The organism is Alloalcanivorax sp. C16-1, from assembly GCF_046507805.1.
Taxonomy (GTDB): Bacteria; Pseudomonadota; Gammaproteobacteria; order Pseudomonadales; family Alcanivoracaceae; genus Alloalcanivorax.
On sequence record NZ_JBKFTK010000001.1, the window covers coordinates 1330593 to 1351917 of the forward strand.

Genomic DNA, 21325 nt, shown 5'->3' on the forward strand with positions numbered 1-21325 from the left:
AGCCCGTCATGTTGAACCGTTGTGTGGACTGGGCGGTCAGGAACCGCCTGGTGGTGCTGATGCTGCTGCTGGTCACCGTCGGCGTGATCGGCTGGCAGTTGCCGCGCCTGAAACTGGATGCCTTCCCCGATGTCACCAACGTGCAGGTGCAGGTCAACACCGAAGCCCCGGGCCTGGCGGCGGAGGAAGTGGAACAACTGATCACCTACCCCATCGAGTCGGTCATGTACGCCCTGCCCCAGGTGGCGGAGGTGCGCTCGATCTCCAAGACCGGGCTGTCCATCGTCACCGTGGTGTTCGAGGACGGCACCGACATCTACTTCGCCCGGCAACTGGTGTTCGAGCGATTGCAGGCCGCCCGCGAGGACATTCCCGACGGCGTCGGCGTTCCGGAAATGGGGCCCAACACCTCCGGCCTTGGCCAGGTGTACCAGTATCTGCTGACCGCCGAACCGGGTTCCGGCATCGACGCCATGCAGCTGCGCAGCCTCAACGACTGGGTGGTGAAGTTGCTGTTGATGCCGGTGGCCGGGGTCACCGATGTGCTCAGCTACGGTGGCGAGGTGCGCCAGTATCAGGTCAATGTGAACCCCACCCGGCTGCTGGCCTACGATCTGAGCCTGCGGCAGGTGATGGACGCCATCGCCGCCAACAACCGCAACGCCGGTGGCTGGTACCTGGATCGGGGCGCCGAACAGCTGGTGATTCGCGGCCAGGGCTGGGTCGGGCACGGCCAGCAGGGGCTGGCCGACATCGGCGACATTCCGCTCAAGGAGGTGAACGGCACCCAGGTGCGGGTGCGGGATCTGGCCCGGGTGGAGTTCGGCGGTGAAATCCGCCAGGGCGCGCTCACCATGACCCGCCGGGACGGGCGCGGCGAACCCGAGTTTCTCGGCGAGGTGGTGGCCGGCATCGTGCTCAAGCGCATGGGCGCCAACACCAAGGCCACCATCGACGGCATCGAGGCGCGGGCCGAGCGGATCCGGGCGGCGCTGCCGGACGGCGTGCGCTTCGAGGTGTTCTACGACCAGGCCGACCTGGTGGAGCAGGCGGTGGACACCGTGGTCGGCGCGCTGCTGCTGGCCTTCCTGTTCATCGTGGTGGTGCTGGCGCTGTTCCTGATGAACCTGCGCGCCACGTTGCTGGTGCTGTTGTCGATTCCGCTGTCCATCGGCCTGGCGTTGCTGGTGATGGCGAGCCTGGGGATGTCCGCCAATCTCATGTCCCTGGGCGGTTTGGCGGTGGCCATCGGCATGCTGGTGGACGGCTCGGTGGTGATGGTGGAAAACCTGTTCAAACATCTGAGCCGCCGCGAGGGCAGCGGCGACGACCCCGGCGGCGTGCCGCTGCGCATCAGCGAGGCGGCCGGGGAAGTGGCGCGGCCGGTGTTTTTCGCCGCCGCCATCATCCTGGTGGTGTTCCTGCCATTGTTCGCCTTCGAAGGCGTGGAAGCGAAAATGTTCGTGCCCATGGCCACCAGCATCATGCTGGCGATGGCCGCCGCCGTGCTGGTGGCGCTGCTGGTGGTGCCGGCGCTGGCCGGTTTTTTGTTCCGCCGTGGCGTGGAGGAAAAGCCCAACCGTCTGGTGGCCTGGCTGGAAAAGCGCTACCGGACCTTGCTGGCGCGGGCCCTGGGCGCGCGCCGCCGGGTGATCGCCGCCGCGCTGGCGCTGCTGGTGCTGGCGTTGTCCACGGTGCCCTTTATCGGCACCGAGTTCGTGCCGACGCTGGAGGAGGGCACCTTGGCACTGCGTGTGACCCTGGCGCCCTCGTCCAGTCTCGACACCGCCCTGGAGGTGGGTAAGAAACTGGAGCGGGAGATCATGACCTTTCCGGAGGTCACCTACGCGCTCAGCCGGGTGGGCCGCGCGGAGATCGGCGGCGACCCGGAGCCGGTCAGCAACGTGGAAATCTACATCGGCCTCAAGCCGGTGGACCAGTGGCGCAGCGCCGACAACCGGCCGGAACTGCAGGCCCGCATCCAGGAAAAACTGGAAGCGCACCCGGGCCTGTTGTTCAACTTTTCCCAGCCCATCGCCATGCGCGTGGACGAACTGCTGTCCGGGGTCAAAGCCCAGCTGGCGATCAAATTGTTCGGCCCCGATCTCGGCGTACTGCAGGAAAAAGGCGACGCCATCGTGCGCGCGGTGGGGCAGGTGAGCGGTGCCACGGATGTGCAGCTGGAGCAGATCGCCGGCGAAGCGCAGTTGGTGATCACGCCGGACCGTAACGCCCTCAGCCGCTACGGCCTGAGCGTGGACCAGGTGATGAACCTGGTGGGCAACGGGCTGGGCGGCGGCAGCGCCGGGCAGGTCATCAATGGCAACGAGCGCTACGACATCTACGTGCGTTTCGAGGCCGCCGCCCGCGACAACGCGGAGGCGATCCGCAATCTGCGATTGCACGCTCCGGACGGTGCCTGGGTGCGGTTGGCCGACGTGGCGCGGGTGGAGCTGGTCACCGGGCCACCGCAAATCAGCCGCGACGACGTGCAGCGCCGGGTGGTGGTGCAGGCCAATGTGGCGGGCCGCGACATGGGCTCGGTGGTGACGGACATTCAGCGCGCCATCGACGAACAGGTGGATCTGCCCGCCGGCTACAGCGTCGATATCGGTGGCCAGTACGAGAACCAGCAACGGGCCCAGAAACGTCTGTCCACGGTGGTGCCGGTGGCGCTCGGACTGATCGCTCTGCTGCTGTATTTCGCGTTCGGTTCCCTGCGCCAGGCGCTGCTGATTCTGGTCAATGTGCCGCTGGCGCTGATCGGCGGCATTCTGTCCCTGGCGATCAGTGGCCAGTATCTGTCGGTGCCGGGCTCGGTGGGCTTTATCACCCTGTTCGGCGTGGCGGTGCTCAACGGCGTGGTCATGGTAGAGGCGATCAATCAGCGTCTGCGTGACGGCGAGCCGCTGGAGCGGGCGGTGTCGGAAGGGGCGGTGTCGCGCCTGCGGCCGGTACTGATGACCGCGCTTACCTCCATGCTCGGGCTGATCCCCATGCTGCTGGCCACCGGCGTGGGCAGCGAAGTGCAGCGCCCCCTGGCCGCGGTGATCGTCGGCGGCCTGGTGTCGGCCACCGCGCTGACATTGGTGGTGTTGCCGGCGCTGTATCCGTTGTTCACCGACTGGAAAGCCATCCAACGGCGCGCGCCCTGAAGCGCGCCGGTCCGTAACAAGCCGCCTCTTCGAGGCGGCTTTTTTATAAAAAAAGAGTTTTCTGGTAAAAAAAATCACGCTGAGAACCAGGCTGCATTACCACTGTGATGCAGGTCCGGACGGCGGGCGGGCCATTCAGTTTGATTTAAGTTGCTCCCTTTAGCGTGAGTCTCAAGGCACACGCAAACCGGCAAGGAGGGCTTTACCGTGATCAATCAAGCTGCTGTTTTCGATGGTTTCGACGCGGCCCTGGTGGAACGGGCCTTTCCGGCACTGTGTCGCGGTGATCGGGTGCTGGATGTGCCCTGCGGTGACGGTCGCATCAGCGCCTGGATGGCGGAACAGGGCTGGCAGGTGTGCGCCGTCGACAAGGCGCGGGCCGCCTTTCACACTCGCTCGGTACTCGACGCCAAGGCGCTGAGTGGCGATGTCCGCCTGGGTGAGCCGCTGTCGCTGCCCTGGCCGGACCGGTATTTTCAGGGCGTGCTCTGTTCGCGGCTGCCGGACGACGAGGAACTGCGCCGTGGCTGGTTGCGTGAGCTGGCCCGCGTCACCGATCACGCCCTGCTGGTGCCGTACTTCGCCACGCCCACCATGGCCGATCTGGGGCGTCAGCTGATGCCCTGGTCCCGGGTGGAGGGCCCGGTGGAGGGCGCCGGTGACGGTACGCCCCTGCCACGCTTGGCGTCGACCCTGAGCCGGGAAGGGTTCGAGCTGGACCGGGACTTTCCCCAGCGCCGCTTTCTGCCCTGCGTGCATCTGGCCCGCTTCGTGCGGCGGTCGCCGACCACGGCGGATTCTTCACCCGGAGGGTTTTCTTCCCACTGACAGTTGTGTGGCCCCAGGTCGCGGCAGCCCTGCTACACTGGCCGCGATCATTTCTCGAACGGGTATGGCATGCAGAAAATCGTTTTATGGGCCTTCCTGGCCGTGTTCGCCCTGATGCTGGTGGCCGGGGTGGCCCTCAATCTGTTCACCGACACCACCGTCTACCTGGCGCCCCTGTTCGGTCTGATCGGCACGGTCTGGGCGCTGCTGCGTCTGCGTGGCGTCACCCATGTGGCGGGCCTGCGTATCGGCCATAACGACGAAGAGCGCCCCGGTCCCTGACGCCTTTCTTCTCCGCGCTCTTTCTTTTCCACCCTTAAGTCTGGTTTAAGACCGCACCTCTAGTTTGCTCACTATCCGCTTTACGGAGTGAGCGAGGTTATGAAAACGGTGCGTGTGGCGGACGCCTGGCGGGCGTCCCTGGCTGAACAGGGGTTGAGCGAGCTTCAGGACTGGTGGCATCTGGCCATCGACTGGGTGGAGCCGCCCAATTTTCGGCGCGGTGGCTGGAGTGGTGTCACCCGCCTGCGCGTGCCCGGCCCGGACGGTGCCGAAACGCTGCTGTACGTGAAGCGCCAGGCCGGCCAGCGTCGCCGCACCCTGGCCAGCGGCGGCCGCGCGCGCCCCACCTATTTCCAGGACTTTCTGGCGCTCTCCACCTTTCGTGACTGCCCCCGCGTGCAGTGGGTGTTCTTTGCCGAGGACGGCGACCGGGCGGTGCTGGTGACCCGGGCCCCGGACGGCTTCGTGGACCTGGGCACCTTCGCCTCCCGGGTGGAACCGGCCCGGTTGTTCGCCGGCCTGATCGCGGTGACCACCGCGCTGTCCGCTCTGCACCGTCGCCGTATTCAGCACGGCGCCTGCTACCCCGAGCACATCCTTATCGATCCGGAAACCCTGCGCGTGCGCCTGCTCGACTACGAACGCTGGCGTTATCGCCGGAGTGTCACCGCCGCCGCCCACGCCGACCTGGATCAGCTGCTGCGCCGCGCCCCGTTTCTTGACGGGCGAGGCCGCGACACGGTGCTGCGCACCGCCCGACTGTACGCCCCCCGCCTGACCCTGACCGCGCCGCCGGCGCCCGAACGAGTGTTTCATCATGCCTGATACCCTGAATCTGAACGCCCCGGCGACCGCTGCGCAGGCACCGAGCCGCGTCAAGGCCGACACCGCCACCATCGAACATTACACCCGCCGCCGGCCGGAAAAGCACCGCGCGGAAATGCAACTGGTGAGCCGGGCCTTCCCCGCTCTGCCGCCGGAAGCACGGGTGCTGGACGCGCCCTGTGGCGCCGGTCGTTTGACCCTGTGGGCGGCGCGCCAGGGCTGGAAGGTGTCGGCCCTGGACCTCGGCAAGGCCGCCGTGGACCACACCCGGGAGGTGCTCGAACAGGCCGGTAAGCCGGCCCGGGTGCAGGAAGGGGACGTGTTCAATCTGCCCTGGGAAAGCCGCTATTTCGACGCGGTGATCTGCTTTCGCCTGCTGCACCATTTCGCGGAGCGCGCCGAGCGCCGCGAGCTGGTACGGGAAATGGCCCGCGTCAGCCGCGGCTATGTGCTGGTCTCCTACCTGGCGCCCTGGTCCTACACCGGTCTGAAACGTCGCCTGCGCGCCGCCGTGGGCGGCCATCGCCACCGTCAGAACCACACCCCCCTGAGCGAGCTGGTGGCGGATATGGAAGCGGAGGGCTTTCGTCTCGACCGGGACGTGGCGCAGCGGCGTTTCTTCCATTCCCTGCACCTGGCGCGTTTCGTGCGCCAGCGTTCTTGATTCCGGTCGCCCGCGTCGCCCGGCCACTGCGGTTCGTGTCGTCCGGGGCGCTGGCGACAGGGGTGCACTGGCTGGCCATGGCGGCGCTGATCGGCGCCGGGCTGGCGCCCGCCGTGGCCACCGCCGGCGGGGTGGTGGCCGGGGCGGCCACCAACTATCCGTTGCAACAACGCTGGACCTTTGGCGCCCGCCCCGGCCTCGCGGCCTTGCCCGGCTACCTGCTGACCTGCGGCCTCGGCGTCATCTTGAACAGTACCGCTTTTCTGCTGTTGCACCGTGGTCTCGCCCTGTCGGTGGCGCCGGCGCAACTGGTGACCACGGCACTGGTGGCCGTCGCCAATTATACGCTCTACAAGAGGTGTGTTTTTCATGACCGCTCTCATCCCCCCGGTTAGCAACAGGCAGGAACCGGTCATCAGCGTCGTGGTGCCGTTCTACAACGAAAGAGCGGTGTTGCCGGAATGCGTGGCGCGGTTGGGCCGGGTCCTGGCCGCCACCGGAGTGTCCTTCGAAGCGGTGTTCGTGGATGACGGCAGCGACGACGGCGGCGATCAGTGGCTGGCCGGCCACTGCGCCGATAAACCGTGGATTCGCCTGGTCCGCCTGTCGCGAAACTTCGGCAAGGAAGCGGCCCTTACCGCGGGCCTGGATCATGCCCGTGGCGAGGCGGTGATTATCCTGGACGCGGACCTGCAGGATCCGCCGGAATGCATTCCGGCAATGATTCGAAGCTGGCGGGCCGGTGCCGATGTGGTGCTGATGCAGCGCCGTTCGCGCCCCGGGGAAACGCGGCTCAAACGCGCCAGCGCACACCTCTATTACCGTTTGTTGCGGCGTTTGAGCCGCTCGCGCATTCCCGCGGATACCGGCGATTTCCGTCTGATGAGCCGGCGCGCGGTGGTGGCGGTGCGCCGGCTCAACGAGCGCAACCGGTATATGAAGGGGCTGTTTGCCTGGGTCGGGCTGCCCACCCGGGTGCTGCTTTATGACCGTGAGGAACGCTTCGCCGGCCGCAGCAAATGGGGCTACTGGCGATTGCTGGGGCTGGCCCTGGAAGGCATCACCTCGTTCTCCGTGGCGCCGTTGCGCTGGGCGGCGCTGGTCGGCGCGCTGGCCGCCACGCTCGGCGCCGGTTTCGGTGTGTGGATCATCGCCAAGGCGTTGATCCTGGGGGTGGCGGTGCCCGGCTATCCGTCCCTGATGGCGTGGATGACATTTCTGGGTGGCCTGCAGCTGCTCACCATCGGCATCGTCGGTGAATACGTCGGCAAGGTATATCTGGAAACCAAGCAACGACCGATCTATCTGGTCCGTGATGTGATCACGCCGGGCGCCGTTCGTCGGCGGCCGGAGCGACCCGCCGCCACCCTGAGGCTGCCCCATGCGGACGCCGGCTGAGCGATCCGCCATCGCGCGACGCGGGTGGCTGTTGCTGGCGGCGGTGGTGCTGAGCCGCTTGCCGACGATGGCCGCCTTGCCGCTCACCGACACCACCGAGGCCCGCTATGGCGCCATCGCGCGTCTGATGGCGGTGACCGGAGACTGGGTCACCCCCTGGTTCGCCCCGGGGGTGCCGTTCTGGGGTAAGCCGCCGCTGGCGTTCTGGGCCCAGGCTCTGTCGTTCCAATGGCTGGGTGGCAATGAGCTGGCCCTGCGCTTGCCCTCCTGGCTGGCGTGCCTGGCGATGGTGGCGCTGGTGGCCCGTTATGGGCGCAGCCTGATCGGCGACCACGGGGGGTGGGTGGCGGCGCTGATCGCGGCCTCCTCCGGCCTGCTGTTCGTGTGCGCCGGTGCCGTGCTCACCGATTCCTTTCTGGCCCTGGGCACCACCGCTGCCCTGGTGGGCGCGGGGCTGGCGCTGCGCGGCGAGGGGCGGTCCTGGGGTGCGTTGTTCTTCGCCGGTCTGGTGGTGGGCCTGCTGGCCAAGGGGCCGCTGGCGCTGGTGCTGGTGGGCGCGCCGCTGTTTCTGTGGGCACTGTGGAGCGGGCGCTGGGCGGATCTGTGGCGGCGGCTGCCCTGGTGGCGGGGTGGCGCGGTGACGCTGCTGCTGGCGGTGCCGTGGTATCTGCTCGCCGAACACAAGACGCCGGGGTTTCTGCGCTACTTTATCGTCGGTGAGCATTTTCAACGTTTTCTGGATCCGGGCTGGGGCGGTGATCGCTACGGCAGTGCCCACGACCGTGCCCGTGGCACCATCTGGCTGCTCACCGTCTACGCCGCCTTCCCCTGGTCGCTGTGGGCGTTGGCGTTGTTGGCCGCGCGGCTCCGCGATGCCGACGGCCGGCGCCGACTGCGGCGGGCGCTGAAGGACGACGACAACCGGCTGCTGATCGCCGCCGCGTTCGTGCCCGGCCTGTTCTTCACCTTCTCGGGCAATATCCTGGCCACTTACGTACTGCCCGGGCTGCCGTTCATGGCACTGCTGCTGGCCAGGGCGCTGGGGCCGCGTGGTCGCGCCTGGCGCCGGATCGTCGGCCCGGCGATGCTGGTGCCGGTGCTGTCGCTGATCGCCGGCGCCTATGTGCTCATCCATCCGGACACCCTGCGCACGGAAAAGGCGCTGGTGGCCTGCTACCAGCGCCAGCCCGAGGTCGACCGGGCGCCGTTGATATACCTGGACGAGGTGCCCTTCTCGGCCCGCTACTACGGGCGGGAGATGCCCCGGGCCCGGTCTCTGGCGCAGGCGCGGGAGGCGCTGACCGGGTCTCCGCGCCGGCCTCTCTATTTGGCCGTGCGGCCCCGGGAGCTGGACGCTCTGGAGCGGCCACCGGCACCGCCGTTGGTCGAGCTGGCGCGGAACCGACGCTACCGGCTGATGACCACCGCCCGGGACATCGCCGCCTGCCCGTGAGGCGGCGCAAAAAATCGATGGTACCGCGCCACTGGTTCAATCCATTGGCGGGGCCGGGCGGCGTATCCTGAGGATTCATTTCGGGAGAACCTCATGGCCTACATCGCTTACCTCACCCACGGCGGCGGACCGCTGCCGCTGCTCGACGAGCCCGGCCACCGGGAGCTGGTGGCTTCGCTGAAGGCCCTGGCGGCGGCGGCGCCGACGCCCAAGGCGATTTTGCTGGTGAGCGCCCATTGGGAGGCGGCGCCGGTGTCGTTCACCGGCCATCCGAACCCGTCGCTGATTTACGATTATTACGGCTTTCCGGAGGCGGCTTACTCCCTGCGTTATCCGGCGCCGGGGCTACCCGCACTGGCGGCCCGGGCGCGGGCGCTGCTGGACGAGGCCGGCCTGCCGGCGTCCGTGGACGAGAGCCGCGGCCTCGACCATGGGGTGTTCGTGCCGCTGTCCTTGATGTACCCGGCGGCGGACGTGCCGGTGGTGGAGATGTCGGTGCACGCGTCCCTGGACGCCGCTACCCACCGGCGCCTGGGCGAGGCGCTGGCGCCGCTGCGGGCGGAGGGCGTGGCGATCATCGGCTCGGGTTCGTCGTTCCACAACATGGCGGTGCTGATGGGCAGGGACCGGTCCACGGCGGCGCTGGACGCCAACCGGGCGTTCGAGGACTGGCTGCGTATCACACTGGCGGAGCCGGGGCTGGAGGCGGCGGAGCGGGCGCACCGGCTGGATCATTGGCGTGACGCCCCCGGCGGGGCATTCGCCCACCCGCGCGAGGAGCATCTGATGCCGGCACTGGTGTGCGCCGGCGCCGCCGGCGGCCGCGCCGGGCGGGTGTTCGCCGGCCGCATGGGCGCGGCGAACGTCAGCTCGGTTCTTTGGGACTGAACGCTTCCTAGAGCAGGCTGCCCACGGCGAGCACGCCGAAGAAGCCCGCCGTGTAGGCCACCAGCAGATAGCCGGAGAACTTCAGATAACTGCCGAAGGTGAGGCCGTCCACCTTGCTCATCGCCACCACCCCGGCGGCGGAACCGATCACCAGCAGGGAGCCGCCCACGCCCACCGCGTAGGTCAGGGTCAGCCACTGATCCAGGGTCATCTCGATGCCGGAATTGAGCAGGGCGGCGGTCAGCGGCACGTTGTCGAACAGGGATGACACCAGGCCCATCACATAGTTGGCGGCCAGCGGCGGCAGCACATCGTAGAGCTGCGGGAAGTAGGCCAGCACGCCCTGTTCCTTGAGCATGCCCACCAGCAGCAGAACGCCCAGGAAGAACAGCAGGGTGTCGAACTCGATCTTGCGGATGTAATCCAGCGTCGGCTCGTCCCGGTTCAGGAACTGCACCACCATGAACATCAGCGACAGGCCGAACAGGAAGGTGAGCACCGGCGGAATACCGAAAAACACATTGCCGAAAATGGTGCCGAGAATGGTGCAGAAGAACAGCACCGCCACCGCCTTGTCGCCGTTGGCCACCTCGGTGTGGCGCTTCTCCATCACCAGTTCCCCGCTCAGGCCGCGGGACAGCAGCAGCGACAGCACCGCCACCGCCATGAAGGCGGGCAGGCTGAGCAGCATCAGGTCGGGAATTTCCACCTTGTCGGCCAGGAAGATCATCAGCGTGGTCACGTCACCGGTGATCAGGGCGGTACCGCCGGCGTTCACCGAGAACACCACCAGCACCACGTAGCGCAGCATCTTTTCCCGGGGCAGACGCAGATTCATCAAGACCGCGATGCACACCAAAGTGGCGGTGATGTTGTCGGCCATGGACGAAAAGCAGAACGCGAACAGACCGGTGAGCAGCATCAGCTTGCGCTCGCTCATGCGCTCCGGCAGCAGGGCATTGACGATGCCGTCGATCACGCCCTTGTGCGACAGATAGGCCACCAGGGTCATGGCGGCCATCAGGAACAGCCACAGGGAAGCGATGTCGAGCAGGTTTTCGTCCAGCGCGATCATCAGCGCGTCGGAGGTCTCGCCGGAGGGCGGAAAGATGAAATGCAGCACCCAGACCAGTGAACCGAAAAACAGGGTGGTCTTGGCTTTATCGATATGGACCAGGTCCTCCGCCACGATGGACACGAACCCGAGAGCCACGAGAAAGAGAAGCACAGCGGACATGGAGCACTTCCAAGGCAGGACAGGGGGGGTTGAAACGCGGGCGATTCTACCCCCGGAGGGTCAAGAATGCGACCTATCAGACTGAATCACCGGTCACCGGTGGGTGTGCCGGCACAGGCGGTGGTCGCCGAGCGCTTCGATCACCCCGCAGTGGGCCACATCGCCGCCGGCGCAGCGGTGGATCATGCGGTCCAGCTCCTCGCGCAGGGCGGTGAGCGCGCGGATCCGGTCGTCCACCGCGTCCCGGTGGCGGCGGGCCAGGGCGTCCACCGCCGCGCAGTCCCGCTGCTGGTCGTCGGAGAGCGCCAGCAGTTCGCGGATCGCTTCGATGCTGAAGCCCAGGTCCCGGCAATGGCGGATGAAATACAGCCGCTCCCGATGGCGCTCCCCGTAACGTCGCTGGTTGCCTTCGCTGCGGGCGGGTTCCGGCATCAGGCCGATCTTTTCGTAGTAGCGGATGGTTTCCACCTTGCAGTCGGTGGCCCGGGACAGGGCGCCGATGGCGTACATGACGGTCTCCTTTTGCGGGTTGCGGGTGGCTGGCTTTAACCTGTAATCATTACAGGTATTGGGGCTGATTGCCCGGCGGAAAAGGGTGTGGTGTGGGAAGGGGGCGCGGAGGCGGAAAGCACAAATTGGTGGATGCGCATTTGATTTGGGCATCATCGGGTGACATATTTGATGCTTCCCGTCTGTTCATGCCCGTCAAAGAGCCGGGTCGGGCAAGGAGGTCCCATGCGCACTACCATCAATATCGACGACGAGCTGCTGGCCGAGGCGCAGCGTCTCACCGGCATCAAGGAGCGGACCCAGCTTATCCGTGAAGCGCTGGTGGCGCTGATCGAGCAGGAGAGCGCCCGCCGCCTGGCGCGGCTGGGCGGCTCCGAGCCGGACCTGGAAGTGGCCGGCCGCCGGCGTCCGGATTACCGATGAGCGGCGGCGCCTCTCCGGTGCTGGTGGATACCTCGGTGTGGGTCGACCATCTGCGCGTCGGCGACCCGGGGCTGGTGCGTCTGCTCGAGGATCACCGGGTGCGCATGCATCCGTTCGTGGCGGGAGAGCTGGCCTGCGGCAACCTGAGCCGCCGGGAGCAGGTGCTGGGCCTGCTGCGTGGCCTGCCCGGCGTGCCGGTGGCGGATCAGGACGAGGTGCTGTTTCTGATCGAGCGGCACCGGCTGATGGGGCGGGGCATCGGCTTCGTGGACGCCCACCTGCTGGCCGCCACGCGGCTGAGCCCGGCCACCACCCTGTGGACCCGTGACCGGCGGCTGGCCGAAGCGGCACGGGGGCTGGGCGTGGACGGCACGCCGGGGCCGATGATCCACGACCGGGCTTGAACCAGTAGCCGCTCTTGAACCTATAGCCACTACAGGTGTTTCACTGGCGGCATCCGCATCAGGGAGGCCCTTTCATGCCCCACGACCATCCCCACGACCACGCCCATCACCACGCCCACGGCCACGCCCACGGCGGGGCGTCCGCCATGAACGGCGCCTTCGCGCTGGCCATCGCGCTGAACCTGGGGTTCACCGCGGTGGAGTTCATCTATGGGTTCATCGCCCACTCCTCGGCGCTGATGGCCGACGCCGGCCACAACCTTTCCGATGTGCTGGGGCTGGTGCTGGCCTGGGGCGGCGCCTGGCTGGCGCGCCGGGCGCCGGACAGCCGCTTTACCTTCGGCTTGCGGGGCAGCTCGATCCTGGCCGCCCTGGCCAACGCCATGTTTCTGATGATCGCCTGCGGTGCCATCGGCTGGGATGCCTTCCGGCGTTTGCTGGACCCGCCGGAGGTGGCGTCGGTGACGGTGATGGTGGTCGCCGCCATCGGCGTGCTGATCAATACCGCCTCCGCCTGGTTGTTCGTCAAGGGCAGTAAGGAAGACCTGAATCTGCGCGGTGCCTTCCTGCATCTGGCCGCCGACGCGGCGGTCTCCGTGGGGGTGGTGCTGGCCGGCCTGGTGATCCTCTACACCGGCTGGAACTGGCTGGACCCGGTCACCAGCCTGGTGATCACCGTGGTGATCGTGATCGGTACCTGGGGCCTGTTGCGCGAATCCCTGAAGATGGCGCTCAATGCGGTGCCCGCCGGCATCGACCTGCCCGAAGTGGACGCCTGGCTGCGCGATCAACCGGGCGTCACCGGCATCCATGACCTGCACATCTGGGGCATGAGCACCACCGAAACCGCCCTCACCGTGCACCTGGTGATGCCCGACGGGCACCCCGGCGACGCCTGGCTGGACGAACGGGCGGAACAACTGCACCAGCGCTTTCGCATCGGCCACAGCACCTTCCAGGTGGAGCGCGGCGACAGCGACCACGTCTGCACCCTGCATACCACCTCCTGAAGATGGCCGCGAAGGAGAGAACCGATGGCCTGTTGTGAGCCGGAACTGGAGCGCGGTGCCCCGCCCGCCTATCGCCGTGCACTGATCGCGGTATTGTTGATCAATCTTTCCATGTTCTTCGTCGAGGCGCTGATCGGGCTGACCAGCGGCTCCCGCGCCCTGCGCGCCGACGCCCTGGATTTCCTCGGCGATGCCGCGACCTATGGTTTGACACTGTGGGCCCTGGGCCAGTCCATGACCTGGCGTTGGCGGGCGGCGCGCATCAAGGGGTGGTCATTACTGTTGCTGGGTGTGCTGGTGCTGGTGGACAGTCTGCGGGCGCTGGTCAGCGGTGCCACCCCTTCCGGCGGCCTGATCTCCACGGTGGGGCTGGTGGCCCTGGCCGCCAACGGGCTCAGTTTGCTGTTGCTGCTGCGCTACCGCCAGGGCGACGCCAACATCCGCTCCGCCTGGCTGTGCACGCGCAATGATGTGATCGCCAACCTGTCGGTGATCCTGGCCGGCGCGCTGGTGATACTGACCGGCAACCATTGGCCCGATGTGCTGGTCGCCCTGGCCATCGCCGGCTTGTTTACCCACAGCGCCCTGGCGATTCTGCGTCAGGCCGGGCAGGAGGAACGCGCCGGGCGTGCACCGCCCGCCGGCTGCTGCGACAAGCCGAACGTTGGCAGCGACTGCCGTGGGCGTTAGGCTGCGCGGATTGCCCGTCCGAATCCGATAAGCCATGAGTTTCAAAAACGAAGATCTGATCGCCGTGTGCCAGCGCACCATGCCCTTCGGTAAATACCAGGGGCGGCCGCTGGTGGACCTGCCCGAGCCCTATCTGCTGTGGTTCGCCGACCGGGGTTTTCCCCGCGGCGAGCTGGGCCGGCTGATGGCGCTGGCGATGATCCTGAGCGTGGAAAACCTGACCCATCTGGTGGCGCCGTTCCGCGAGGATTCTTAATCCTTTCTTTCGCAAAGCGCGCACATTGTTTGCACCGTTGCCTTCTACAGTGGCCGCATTCTGCAATGGGGCGGTGTCTTCGATGGGCTGGATCAAACGTCATCTTTTTCTGATTGTGTTCGCCGGTGTGCTGCTGGCGGCGCTGCTCTGGTGGCGCTGGCCCACCGCCGCCGGCGCCGACCAATGGCGCACCGCGCAAGTGGAACGGACCGACATCGAGGACCGCGTCACCGCGCTGGGCACCCTTGAACCCCTCGACTACGTGGACGTGGGCGCCCAGGTGTCCGGCCAGCTGGAAAAGCTGTACGTGGACGTGGGCGATCCGGTGAAGGAAGGCCAGCTGCTGGCGGAGATCGATGCCTCGGTGCAGCAGGCCCGGGTGGACGAGGGCGAAGCCCAGCTCGACGCCCTGCGCGCCCAGCTGGACCAGCAGCGCGCCGAACTGGAGCTGGCGCAGTTACAGTTTCAGCGCCAGGAGCGGTTGCGCGGCGTCGACGCCACCAGCGATGACGCCTGGCAAACCGCCCGCGCCACCCTGGCCACCACCCGCGCCCAGCTCAAGGTGCTGCAGGCGCAGATCAAACAGAACGAGTCCTCCCTGGCCGGCGACCGGGCCACCCTGGGCTACGCCACCATCTATGCTCCTCGGGACGGCACCGTGGTCACCCTGGAGGCGCGCCAGGGCCAGACCCTGAACGCCAACCAGACCACGCCCACCCTGCTGCGCATCGCCGACCTGTCCAGCATGACCGTCTCCACCCAGGTGTCCGAGGCGGACGTGGACCGTCTCGCCCCCGGCATGCCGGTGTACTTCAATACCCTGGGCAACAGCGCGGTGCGCTATCGCTCCACCCTGCGGCAGGTGCTGCCCACCCCCGAGGAAGTGAACAACGTGGTGCTCTACACCGCGGAATTCGACATCGACAATCCGCGGGGCCGGCTGATGTCCGGCATGACCGCCCAGGTGTTCTTCGTGGTCGAGGCTGCCGAGCAGGCACTCAGCGTGCCGGCGGCGGCGATCAAGGGCGACGGCGGCGACACCTGGGTGCGGGTACTGGACGGCAAGGGCCGGCCGCAGCGCCGGGCCGTGAAAACCGGCGTCAGCGATCGGGTGCGCACGCAGATCCTGGACGGGCTGAGCGAAGGCGACACGGTGGTGATCGGTCAGGTCCAGGCGGCCCGGGAGGCGGATGCCCCGCGCCGGCGAGGGCTGTTCTGATGGCGCCGCTGATCGAGCTGACCGGCATCCGCAAACGCTACCCCGGCGGCGAACAGGATGTGGAGGTGCTGCACGGCATCGACCTGCGCATCGAGGCCGGTGAGTTCCTGGCGATCATGGGCAGCTCCGGCTCCGGCAAATCCACCCTGATGCACATTCTGGGCTGCCTGGACCGGCCCAGCGAGGGCCACTACCGCTTCGCCGGCCGTGACGTGGGCGAGCTGGATCATCAGGCGCTGGCCTGGCTGCGCCGGGAGATGTTCGGCTTCGTGTTCCAGAGCTATCACCTGATCGGCACCGCCAGCGCCTGGGAAAACGTGGCGTTGCCGGCGATCTACGCCGGCCTGCCCCGGGACCAGCGGCGCCAGCGGGCGCAACGGCTGCTCACTGACCTGGGCCTGGGCGAGCGGCTGGAGCATCGCCCCTGGCAGTTGTCCGGCGGTCAGCAGCAGCGGGTGTCCATCGCCCGGGCACTGATGAACGGCGGCCGGGTGATTCTCGCCGACGAGCCCACCGGTGCTCTGGACAGCGTCAGCGGCGAGGCGGTGATGGCGCAGCTGCGGGCGCTGGCGGAGGCCGGCCACACGGTGATCGTGATCACCCACGACGCCGACGTGGCCGCCCACGCCGACCGGGTGGTGGCGTTGCACGATGGCCGTATCGTCGACGACAGCCGCCGGCGCCCGCCGCGCACCGTGGCCGCCGACAGCCCGGCCGCCCTGAGCCCGCCGGTGGAAAGCGGCGTGCCGGACGCCGGCGAGGTCGGGGAAGCGGTGACCATGGCCCTGCGTTCCCTGCGCGCCAACTGGCTGCGGACCCTGCTGACCCTGCTTGGCATCGTTATCGGCGTGGGCGCGGTGGTGGTGATGCTGGCCATCGGCCAGGGCGCCAAGCAGGACGTGGTGGCGCGCATCGGCGACATGGGCACCAATCTTCTGGTGATCCGCCCGGACCGGGGCCAGCAGCGGGTGGCCGATGGCGTCATCGCCACCCTGGTGCCCGCCGACGCGGACGCACTTCGTGATTTGCCCAATGTGCGCGCCGCGGTGCCGGAAATCTCCGGCAGCGCCACCGCCCGCGCCAACGGGCAGGACGTGACCACCAGCGTCAAGGCGGTGTCCGAGGACTATCCGTTGCTGCGCGACTGGCGGCCGGAGTCTGGCATTTTCTTTTCGCGGGTGGACCAGGACCGCTACGCGCCGGTGGCGGTGATCGGCCGCACCGTGCGCGAGAAACTGTTCGGCGACGGCGACGCCCTGGGGCGGTTCATTCTGCTGGACAGCATTCCCTTCCAGGTGATCGGCGTAATGAGCGCCCAGGGCGCCACCAACTGGGGTGACGACCAGGACGATGTGGTGTTCGTGCCGCTGTCCACCGGCACCCTGCGCCTGTTCGGCCAGAACTATCTGCGCTCCATCACCCTGGCGGTGGACGATGTGGAGAACATCGACGCCACCGAGCAGGCGGCGGTGGAGCGCCTCACCCAGCGCCACGGCACCGAGGACGTGCGGGTGTTCAATATGGCCTCGCTGCTGGACATGGTGTCCGACACCCAGAACACCCTGACCATGCTGCTCGGTTCCATCGCCGCCATTTCCCTGCTGGTGGGCGGCATCGGCGTGATGAACATCATGCTGGTGAGCGTCACCGAGCGCATTCACGAGATCGGCATCCGCATGGCCACCGGCGCCCGTCAGCGCAATATCCTGCAGCAGTTTCTCACCGAGGCGGTGGTGGTCTCGGCCCTGGGCGGGGTGATCGGCGTGGCGCTGGGCGTGGCGGTGGGGCTGCTGCTGACCCTGTTTGGCCTGCCGATTCTGTTCTCGGTGCCGGTGGCGGTGGCCGCGTTTCTGTGCGCGGCGGTGATCGGGCTGGTGTTCGGGTTCGCGCCGGCGCTGAAAGCCGCCCGCCTGAATCCGGTGGAGGCGCTCAGTAATGAATAAACCCGGCCTCAAGCTTCAAGCCGCAAGCGGCAAGCGGGCGCTGGTCATGGCGGCGTTCGTCCTGGTGGCGTCCGGGTGCGCCCTGCGGTCCGGGCTGGAGATGCCCGAGCCGGCGGTGCCCGAGCAGTGGGAGAACCAACTGGCCGACAGCCGCGCGGCGGTGGACACGCCGGCCTGGTGGCAAGGCTTCGGCAGTGATGAGCTGAACCAGCTGGTGGCCCGGGCGTTAAGCGACAACACTGACTTGCAGGCGGCGGCGGCCCGGGTGCTGCAGGCCGAGGGGCGTCTGCAGCAGGCCGGCGCCACCCTGTTTCCGAGCCTGTCCCTGGGCGGCGGCGCTTCCACCTCCGGCACCGTCGGCGGCGGCAATGGCGCCGACAGTTTCCGGCTCAACGCCAACGCCAGCTACGAGCTGGATCTGTGGGGGCGCCTGCGCACCAACCGGGCGATTGCCGAGGCCAACCTGGAGGCCAGCCGTTTCGACCGGGACAGCGTGCGCCTTACGGTGCTGTCCGGTGTCGCCGGTACCTGGCTGCAAAGCCGTTACCTGGATGACCGGCTGACCCTGGCGAGGGAGAGCCTGACGCTGTCCGAGCAGGTGCTGGAACTGGTCGAGGCCAAGGTGCGCTACGGCGCGGTCTCTCCCCAGGATCTGGCTCAGCAGCGCACCCTGGTGGCCAATCAACGGGCGGCGCTGCCGGCCCTGCGCCAGCAGGCTCGGGAGACCCGTTACGCGCTGGCGGTGCTGGTGGGCGACACCCCCCAGGGGTTCGCGCTGGACGACGGCGGGCTCGCCGGCCTGACGTTGCCCGGCGTGCAGCCCGGCCTGCCGGTGCGGGTATTGGCCCAGCGCCCCGACGTGGGGGCGGCCCTGGCCGGCGTGATGGCCGCCGATTACGGCGTGGCGGTGGCGCGCACCGCCTGGTGGCCCTCGTTGACCCTGACCGGCAGTACCGGCTATGCCAGTGCCGCCCTGGGCGATCTGTTCGACGGCGATGCGGTGTACAGTCTGGCCGCCTCGCTCAGCCAGTTGCTGTTCGATGGCGGCGCCACCCGCGGGCAGAACACCGTGGCCCGGGCCGCCTGGCTGGAGCAGGTCGCCGGCTATCAGAGCGTCTTGCTCACCGCGCTTTCCGAGGTGGAGCAGAGTCTCGGTAACATCAATGCACTGGATGAGCAGGACGTGCACCGGCGGGAAGCCCTGCGCCAGGCGACGCGGAGTTTCCAGATCGCCGAAGCGCGCTACCGGGAAGGCGAGATCGAGCTGACCTCGGTGCTGGACGCCCAGACCAGCCTGATCAGCGCCCGCCAGAACGCCCTGGAGCTGCGCTACAACGAGATGCTGGCGCGGGTAACGCTGTACCGGGTGCTGGGCCAGGGGCTGGCGGCCCTGCCGGAGACGTCCTGAGCGGGCCGGCTCCGGTATACTGCGCCCATGCCGATACCGCTGGTTTACCATCCGTCCTACAGTTTCCCGTTCCCGGGCCGCCACCGTTTCCCGATGGAGAAGTTTCGCCTGCTGCACGAGCGGCTCACCGAGGCCGGCATCGCCACGCCCGCCAACCTGCACCGGCCGGGCCGGGCACGGCCGGCGCTGCTGACGCTGGCCCACTGCCCGGATTACCTGGATCGTTTTCTCAACGACCGGCTTGAGGAAAAGGAAGCCAAACGACTGGGGCTGCCCTGGAGTCCGGAGCTGGCCCGGCGCACCTGCATCGCGCCGATGGGCACCCTGGTCACCGCCCGGCTGGCGTTGCGGCACGGCATCGCCTGCCATCTGGCCGGCGGTACCCATCATGCCCATTACGATTTCGGTTCCGGCTTCTGCGTGCTCAATGACCTGGCGGTGACCGCCCGGGCGCTGCTCGCCCAGGGACGGGTGGAGCGGCTGTTGATTTTTGATTGCGACGTGCACCAGGGTGACGGCACCGCCGCCATCCTGGCCGACGAACCGCGCGCCTTTACCTGCTCCATTCATTGCGAGAAGAATTTCCCCACCCGCAAGATGCACAGCGATCTGGATGTGGGGCTGCCGCTCGGGCTGGAAGACGACGCCTACCTGAGCACGGTCACGGAAACGCTCAGCCACCTGCTGGAGACGGTGCGCCCGGACCTGGTGCTGTACGATGCGGGGGTGGACGTGTACGCCGGCGATCCGCTGGGCCGGCTGTCGGTGAGCCTGGCCGGGCTGGCCGAGCGGGAGCGGCGGGTGCTGTCGCTTTGTCGCGATCGTGACGTGCCGGTGGCCACCGTGATCGGCGGTGGTTACGACGATGACCGGGCGGCCCTGGCCCGCCGTCATGCCCTGGTAATCGAAGCGGCCTCTTCCCTGTGGAGAGACTAATGGAGGTATCAGTGAAAAAAGCGTTGTTGATCATGGCCCACGGCAGCCGCGCGGAAGCGGCCAACCGGGAGTTCGAAGCGCTGGTGGAAACGGTGGCGGAAGCCTCCCACGATTACGCGGCGGTGCTGCCCTGCTTTCTGGAACTGGCGCGCCCCTCGTTGCAGGAGGCGCTGCAGCAACTGGAGCATCAGCCGGTGGACGCGGTCTATGTCTATCCGCTGTTCTTCAACAACGGCAAGCATGTCTCCACGGATATTCCGGCGCAGGTGCGCGAGGTCCGCGAGCGGCACCCGCATCTGACCATCGAACTGCTCGACTACTTCGGCAATGCGCCCGGGCTGGCCGCCCTGGTGGGCGAGCATATTTCCGTCCAGATTCCTTAAGCGGACCACCCTCAGAAGGTTTTCGCCAGGATCAGGCCGCCCCACAGCACATTGCGGTCGGCGGTGCCTTCGCGCACTTCGGAGGTATGGCCGCGCAGCACATAGCTGACCCGCCAACCGTTGTCGAAGGCGTGGGTATAGCCGAGCCAGGCTTCCAGAATCATATGATTCAGTTCGTCGGAGTCGTAGGTGACTTCGCTGTCGCGGAACTGGCCCTGCAGAAAGGCGTTGTAGCCGCGTGCCACCACCGACGCGCCGCCCCACAGATAGCTCTCGGTGGGAGCCGCGCCGCCGTTGTCCCGGGCGGCGCCGTCGCCGTAGCTGGTCAGCTCCGGATTGAACCGCCACCAGGGATCGGCCAGGCGGCCACCGCGAAAGCTCAGGCTCCAGCGCGCCTCGGTAATGTAGCCGGCGGAGGCCTGCAGCGTGCTTTTCACTTCCAGGTTGTCGCCGACGTCGAAATACTTCTGGCGCGCCACCGTGTAGCGGGCGGTGGGTTCGCCGCCGTCGCTGACCTGGTGGTCCCAGCCCTCGGCCCGCTCGCTGCCGATCACCTTGTGCACCGCGTTTTGCCCGTTGCCGACGATGGCCAGGCCAAGGGCGCCCACGGTCAGGCTGCTGTACCAGGCCACGTTGTTTTGCCGGTCGATCTGGGTGCGTGACTGGGACAGGTAGATCAGGCTGGCATAGGGCCGGTCGTTGTAGAGCGGCGCGGACTCCTCCTTGGCCTCCGGCGTGAAGCCGAACAGGCCGAATTCGATGCTGTGGCCGTCGATGTTCTCCGGTGCGCGACCGTCCACGCCGAACAGGCGGTCCAGACCAGTCAGCAGCGGATTCATGGAGTACCAGGCATCACGGGCGTCGCGGCCGGTGTAGGAGAAGCTGAGCCCGTAGGTGTAGTCCTGATCGCGCCCGGTGGGTACCAGGGCGTCGTTGTCGAAGGCGAACGACCAGCTTTCCCGCTCCGGCTCCTGGCGGGGTGCCGGGCGTGGCCGGCGCGGCGTGCGCTCATCGCGATCCAGCTGGGCCAGCTGTACGCCTCCGGCGGACCAGGTGGCGGCGTCGCCGGGCAGGTCCGGCGTGGTTTGCGCGCTGGCGGCGCCGGCGCCGAGCAGCAGCGCGGCGGTGAGTCCCAGACCGTACTTGTGATGAGCACGCCGCGGTGTGGCGGCGTTGGCGGAGTCAGTGTCCATCGTTGTCCGTTCCACAGAAATCACGTTAGCGGATCCCGGCCGCCGGTTTCGGCGGTCGCCGTTATCGGGCGCTACCCTAAGGCGGCGGCCGCGCGCGGCGGTAGGTCAAAGCTGGGCTTTTCTTGCCTGATTCTGCGTAACGATTTTGTTAGTAGCCGTCCCATGGCCGAGGCCGGGGTCCATCCCGAACGGCGCCCTCGGCAAGCCGTTCGATGCTTAG

22 protein-coding genes are annotated in these 21325 nt (G+C 67.7%); 19 read left to right on the plus strand and 3 right to left on the minus strand.

Annotated elements, in window-relative coordinates:
* Positions 1-8: 8 nt before the first annotated feature.
* The 9 genes from ACLD0W_RS06375 (at position 9) to ACLD0W_RS06415 (ending at position 9493) form a co-directional block, all read left to right on the plus strand.
* Positions 9-3155 (plus strand): efflux RND transporter permease subunit, encoded by a 3147-nt coding sequence (locus ACLD0W_RS06375; RefSeq protein WP_410306639.1) that lies wholly within the window; start codon positions 9-11, stop codon positions 3153-3155.
* 207 nt (positions 3156-3362) lie between these two features.
* Positions 3363-3983 (plus strand): class I SAM-dependent methyltransferase, encoded by a 621-nt coding sequence (locus tag ACLD0W_RS06380; RefSeq protein ID WP_410306640.1) that lies wholly within the window; start codon positions 3363-3365, stop codon positions 3981-3983.
* 69 nt (positions 3984-4052) lie between these two features.
* Complete coding sequence (locus tag ACLD0W_RS06385) at positions 4053-4265, plus strand: hypothetical protein (RefSeq protein WP_410306641.1); 213 nt, start codon at positions 4053-4055, stop codon at positions 4263-4265.
* A gap of 99 nt (positions 4266-4364) precedes the next feature.
* A complete protein-coding gene (locus tag ACLD0W_RS06390) occupies positions 4365-5090 on the plus strand; it encodes a lipopolysaccharide kinase InaA family protein (RefSeq protein WP_410306642.1) in 726 nt (241 codons plus the stop codon).
* Positions 5083-5754 carry a class I SAM-dependent methyltransferase gene (locus ACLD0W_RS06395; RefSeq protein WP_410306643.1) on the plus strand — a complete coding sequence of 224 codons (672 nt, stop codon included), beginning with the start codon at positions 5083-5085 and terminating at the stop codon, positions 5752-5754. The genes ACLD0W_RS06390 and ACLD0W_RS06395 overlap by 8 nt, the downstream gene beginning before the upstream one ends.
* The gene (locus ACLD0W_RS06400; RefSeq protein WP_410306644.1) at positions 5751-6149 is read left to right on the plus strand and encodes a GtrA family protein; all 399 of its coding nucleotides are present in this window, start codon (positions 5751-5753) and stop codon (positions 6147-6149) included. The genes ACLD0W_RS06395 and ACLD0W_RS06400 overlap by 4 nt, the downstream gene beginning before the upstream one ends.
* Positions 6124-7152 (plus strand): glycosyltransferase family 2 protein, encoded by a 1029-nt coding sequence (locus tag ACLD0W_RS06405; RefSeq protein WP_410306645.1) that lies wholly within the window; start codon positions 6124-6126, stop codon positions 7150-7152. The genes ACLD0W_RS06400 and ACLD0W_RS06405 overlap by 26 nt, the downstream gene beginning before the upstream one ends.
* Positions 7136-8605, plus strand: a complete 1470-nt coding sequence (locus ACLD0W_RS06410; protein ID WP_410306646.1) for an ArnT family glycosyltransferase — start codon at positions 7136-7138, stop codon at positions 8603-8605. The genes ACLD0W_RS06405 and ACLD0W_RS06410 overlap by 17 nt, the downstream gene beginning before the upstream one ends.
* A gap of 93 nt (positions 8606-8698) precedes the next feature.
* The gene (locus tag ACLD0W_RS06415) at positions 8699-9493 is read left to right on the plus strand and encodes a DODA-type extradiol aromatic ring-opening family dioxygenase (RefSeq protein ID WP_410306647.1); all 795 of its coding nucleotides are present in this window, start codon (positions 8699-8701) and stop codon (positions 9491-9493) included.
* 7 nt (positions 9494-9500) lie between these two features.
* Here the strand turns inward: ACLD0W_RS06415 and nhaD are convergent, their stop codons facing one another.
* Together nhaD and ACLD0W_RS06425 are read right to left on the minus strand one after the other, a co-directional pair.
* Positions 9501-10730: a sodium:proton antiporter NhaD gene (nhaD, locus tag ACLD0W_RS06420; RefSeq protein WP_410306648.1), complete on the minus strand. Its 1230-nt coding sequence runs from the start codon at positions 10728-10730 to the stop codon at positions 9501-9503.
* Positions 10731-10823: 93 nt separating this feature from the next.
* On the minus strand, positions 10824-11240 hold the full coding sequence (locus tag ACLD0W_RS06425; RefSeq protein WP_410306649.1) for a MerR family transcriptional regulator: 417 nt from the start codon (positions 11238-11240) through the stop codon (positions 10824-10826).
* 225 nt (positions 11241-11465) lie between these two features.
* On the opposite strand from ACLD0W_RS06425, the gene ACLD0W_RS06430 reads away from it, so the two are divergent.
* The 10 genes from ACLD0W_RS06430 (at position 11466) to ACLD0W_RS06475 (ending at position 19912) form a co-directional block, all read left to right on the plus strand.
* On the plus strand, positions 11466-11663 hold the full coding sequence (locus tag ACLD0W_RS06430) for a type II toxin-antitoxin system VapB family antitoxin (protein WP_410306650.1): 198 nt from the start codon (positions 11466-11468) through the stop codon (positions 11661-11663).
* Positions 11660-12067, plus strand: coding sequence for a type II toxin-antitoxin system VapC family toxin (locus tag ACLD0W_RS06435; RefSeq protein WP_410306651.1), 408 nt, complete (start codon positions 11660-11662; stop codon positions 12065-12067). Before ACLD0W_RS06430 ends, ACLD0W_RS06435 begins: the two co-directional genes overlap by 4 nt.
* Before the next feature lie 74 nt (positions 12068-12141).
* Positions 12142-13077: a cation diffusion facilitator family transporter gene (locus tag ACLD0W_RS06440; protein ID WP_410306652.1), complete on the plus strand. Its 936-nt coding sequence runs from the start codon at positions 12142-12144 to the stop codon at positions 13075-13077.
* A gap of 24 nt (positions 13078-13101) precedes the next feature.
* Entirely contained in the window at positions 13102-13767 is a 666-nt protein-coding gene (locus ACLD0W_RS06445) for a cation transporter (protein ID WP_410306653.1), read from the plus strand.
* 34 nt (positions 13768-13801) lie between these two features.
* The gene (locus ACLD0W_RS06450) at positions 13802-14023 is read left to right on the plus strand and encodes a DUF3820 family protein (protein ID WP_204427540.1); all 222 of its coding nucleotides are present in this window, start codon (positions 13802-13804) and stop codon (positions 14021-14023) included.
* A gap of 82 nt (positions 14024-14105) precedes the next feature.
* Positions 14106-15242, plus strand: a complete 1137-nt coding sequence (locus tag ACLD0W_RS06455) for an efflux RND transporter periplasmic adaptor subunit (RefSeq protein WP_410306654.1) — start codon at positions 14106-14108, stop codon at positions 15240-15242.
* Positions 15242-17185, plus strand: coding sequence for a MacB family efflux pump subunit (locus tag ACLD0W_RS06460; RefSeq protein ID WP_410306655.1), 1944 nt, complete (start codon positions 15242-15244; stop codon positions 17183-17185). Before ACLD0W_RS06455 ends, ACLD0W_RS06460 begins: the two co-directional genes overlap by 1 nt.
* A gap of 46 nt (positions 17186-17231) precedes the next feature.
* The gene (locus ACLD0W_RS06465) at positions 17232-18593 is read left to right on the plus strand and encodes an efflux transporter outer membrane subunit (protein ID WP_410306656.1); all 1362 of its coding nucleotides are present in this window, start codon (positions 17232-17234) and stop codon (positions 18591-18593) included.
* Positions 18594-18620: 27 nt separating this feature from the next.
* On the plus strand, positions 18621-19529 hold the full coding sequence (locus ACLD0W_RS06470) for a histone deacetylase (RefSeq protein ID WP_410306657.1): 909 nt from the start codon (positions 18621-18623) through the stop codon (positions 19527-19529).
* 11 nt (positions 19530-19540) lie between these two features.
* Entirely contained in the window at positions 19541-19912 is a 372-nt protein-coding gene (locus ACLD0W_RS06475; RefSeq protein ID WP_410306658.1) for a sirohydrochlorin chelatase, read from the plus strand.
* An 11-nt stretch (positions 19913-19923) separates the two neighbouring features.
* Here ACLD0W_RS06475 and ACLD0W_RS06480 read toward each other — a convergent pair whose 3' ends face one another.
* Complete coding sequence (locus ACLD0W_RS06480; protein ID WP_410306659.1) at positions 19924-21105, minus strand: lipid A deacylase LpxR family protein; 1182 nt, start codon at positions 21103-21105, stop codon at positions 19924-19926.
* Positions 21106-21325 lie beyond the last annotated feature (220 nt).